Below are 2372 nucleotides of genomic sequence, written 5' to 3'. Positions count from 1 at the left end.
ATGGCGATTTCATCGGCGGCGGGTGCGGCCTCGCGCAGCGCCAGGCGCGGATCGGGGCCGGCGAGGCGCAGCGCAACGCGCCAGACCGGCCCGTCGCGGCCGGCCAGAAAGGCCAGCGCCGCGGTGCGGCTGGCGAAGCCGGCGCGGCGCGCGACCGCGGCATCGATGCCGGAGAGCGGGATGGTCTCGACGCTGTCGAAGGCGATCACGCCGATATCCGTGACCTGGGTGCCGCCCGCCTTGGCCGGCGCGCGCGCGGCGCGGCGCAGCGCCAGGTCGATCCGGCCATCGGCCACCCCCGCCAGCACGGCGCGCGGGAAGATCACCCCTTGTCGATGGTCAGGTCGGGCGCGTCAGGATTCTTCATGCCGACGACGTGATAGCCGCAATCGACATGGTGGACCTCGCCGGTGACGCCGGTCGAGAGTGGCGACAGCAGATAGAGGCCGGCGCCGCCGACCTCCTCCAAGGTCACGTTGCGGCGCATCGGCGAGTTGTACTGGTTCCACTTCAGGATGTAGCGGAAGTCACCGATGCCGCTGGCGGCGAGCGTCTTGATCGGGCCGGCGCTGATCGCGTTCACCCTGACACCGTCGATGCCGAGATCGGCCGCCATGTAGCGCACGCTCGCCTCCAGCGCCGCCTTGGCGACGCCCATGACGTTGTAGTGCGGCGTCCAGCGCTCAGCGCCGAGATAGGTCAGCGTCAGCAGCGATCCGCCCGGCCCCATCAGCGCCGCCGCGCGCCGGCCGGTCGCGGCGAAGGAATAGCAGGAGATGTCGAGCGCCTGCAGGAAGGCCTCCCGCGGGGTGTCGATGAAGCGGCCGCGCAGATACTGCTTGTCGGCGAAGCCGATGGCATGGACCAGGAAGTCGAGCTTGCCCCACCTGGCCTCGAGCGCGCCGAAGGCGCGGTCCATGTCCTCGTCGGAGCTGACGTCGCAGGGCAGCACGAAGTCGGAGCCGACGCTGGCGGCCAGCGGGCGCACCCGCTTCTCCAGCGCCTCGCCCTGATAGGTGAAGGCGAGTTCCGCGCCCTGCGCCGCCACCGCCCGGGCGATCGCCCAGGCGATCGAACGGTCGTTCGCGACCCCCATGATGAGGCCGCGGCGGCCCTGCATCAGGGTGCCGGCCGGCAGAGCTTGGGGCGTCGCGGCATCGTTCATCGCGGGCGGCTCTCACGAGGTTGCGGGAAGGGGGTGGTGGTGGCACATGCGCCATGCCCCGATCAACCCCCCGGGTGCAGTCAACGCCAGGAACGCGCCATGGATGCGACCACCGAGGACCCCATCGCCCTGTTCGAAGCCTGGCTGGCCGAGGCGACCGCGGGCGAACCGAACGATGCGAATGCCATGTGCCTGGCGACCACGACGCCGGAGGGCATGCCGTCGGCCAGGATGGTGCTGCTGAAGGGCGTCGATGCCAGGGGCTTCGTCTTCTACACCAACATCGAGAGCCGCAAGGGGCAGGATCTGGCGGCCAATCCGCAGGCGGCGCTCTGCTTCCACTGGAAGTCGTTGCGGCGGAGCGTGCGCATCGAAGGCGCGGTCGAGGCAGTGACGCCGGCGGAGGCGGATGCCTATTACGCCACCCGCCCGCGCGGCAGCCGGATCGGCGCCTGGGCCAGCAAGCAGTCGCGGCCGCTCGAATCGCGCTACGCGCTGGAGAAGCGGGTCGCCGAATACGGCCTGAAATACCCGGTGGGTGAGATCCCGCGTCCCGAATTCTGGTCCGGCTTCCGGGTGCTGCCGAAGCGCATCGAATTCTGGCGCGACATGCCCTTCCGCCTGCATGAGCGCCGGGTCTTCCATCGCGGCGACGCCGGCTGGTCGATCGAGACGCTGTATCCGTGACCATCCCGGCGGAGCAGGCGGAGGCCGCTGCGCTGCTGACGCGGCTGACCGGCGCGACGCCGATCGAGACCCATATCAGCGCCGTCTTCGTCGGGCCGGATGTGGCGCTGAAGATGAAGAAGGCGGTCGATCTCGGCTTCCTCGACTTCTCCGCACTGGCTGCGCGCAGGGGCTTCGCGGAGCGCGAGCTGGCGCTGAACAGCGGCCCCGCCCCCGGGCTCTACCGCGACGTGGTGCCGGTGACGCGCGGGCCCGATGGTGCGCTCCGGCTCGGGGCCGAAGGCGAGCCGGTCGAATGGGTGCTGCGCATGGCGCCCTTGGCGCCCGGCGATTTCCTGGATGCGGTCGCGGCGCGGGACGGGCTCGATGCGGGCTTGCTCGATGCCGTCGCCGATGCCGTCGCGGCGCTGCATGACGCGGCGCCGGTCGTCCGGATCGACGCGCCGGCGGCGATGGCGCGCGTGCTGGACGGCAACCGCGATGCCGCGCTCGCCGCCGGGCTCGGGCCTGCGGCAGTCGC

General features: G+C 71.3%; 3 protein-coding genes and 1 pseudogene. 2 read left to right on the top strand and 2 right to left on the bottom strand.

Annotated elements, in window-relative coordinates; translation table 11 throughout:
- A partial coding sequence (locus tag GXW71_RS34445; protein ID WP_211858583.1) for a hypothetical protein occupies positions 1-326 on the bottom strand: 326 nt, incomplete at its 3' end.
- The gene (gene fabI / locus GXW71_RS34440; protein WP_211858581.1) at positions 323-1165 is read right to left on the bottom strand and encodes an enoyl-ACP reductase FabI; all 843 of its coding nucleotides are present in this window, start codon (positions 1163-1165) and stop codon (positions 323-325) included. The genes fabI and GXW71_RS34445, both read right to left, overlap by 4 nt.
- A gap of 99 nt (positions 1166-1264) precedes the next feature.
- Here fabI and pdxH point away from each other — a divergent pair, with 99 nt between their 5' ends.
- Both pdxH and GXW71_RS34430 read left to right on the top strand, forming a co-directional pair.
- Positions 1265-1852, top strand: coding sequence for a pyridoxamine 5'-phosphate oxidase (pdxH, locus tag GXW71_RS34435; protein WP_211858579.1), 588 nt, complete (start codon positions 1265-1267; stop codon positions 1850-1852).
- Positions 1849-2372, top strand: a pseudogene (locus GXW71_RS34430) (AAA family ATPase); the annotation flags it as partial. The gene pdxH and the pseudogene GXW71_RS34430, both read left to right, overlap by 4 nt.

Origin of the sequence: Plastoroseomonas hellenica (genome assembly GCF_018129085.1) — a bacterium.
Classification (GTDB): domain Bacteria; phylum Pseudomonadota; class Alphaproteobacteria; order Acetobacterales; family Acetobacteraceae; genus Plastoroseomonas; species Plastoroseomonas hellenica.
Note: the sequence above shows the minus strand (reverse complement) of the source record. Positions and strands in the feature narration are given on the sequence as shown.

Excerpts from the sequence above, each read along its gene's own strand:
- fabI (WP_211858581.1), bottom strand. The coding sequence starts at position 1,165 with ATGAACGATGCCGCGACGCCCCAAGCTCTGCCGGCCGGCACCCTGATG.
- pdxH (WP_211858579.1), top strand. The coding sequence starts at position 1,265 with ATGGATGCGACCACCGAGGACCCCATCGCCCTGTTCGAAGCCTGGCTG.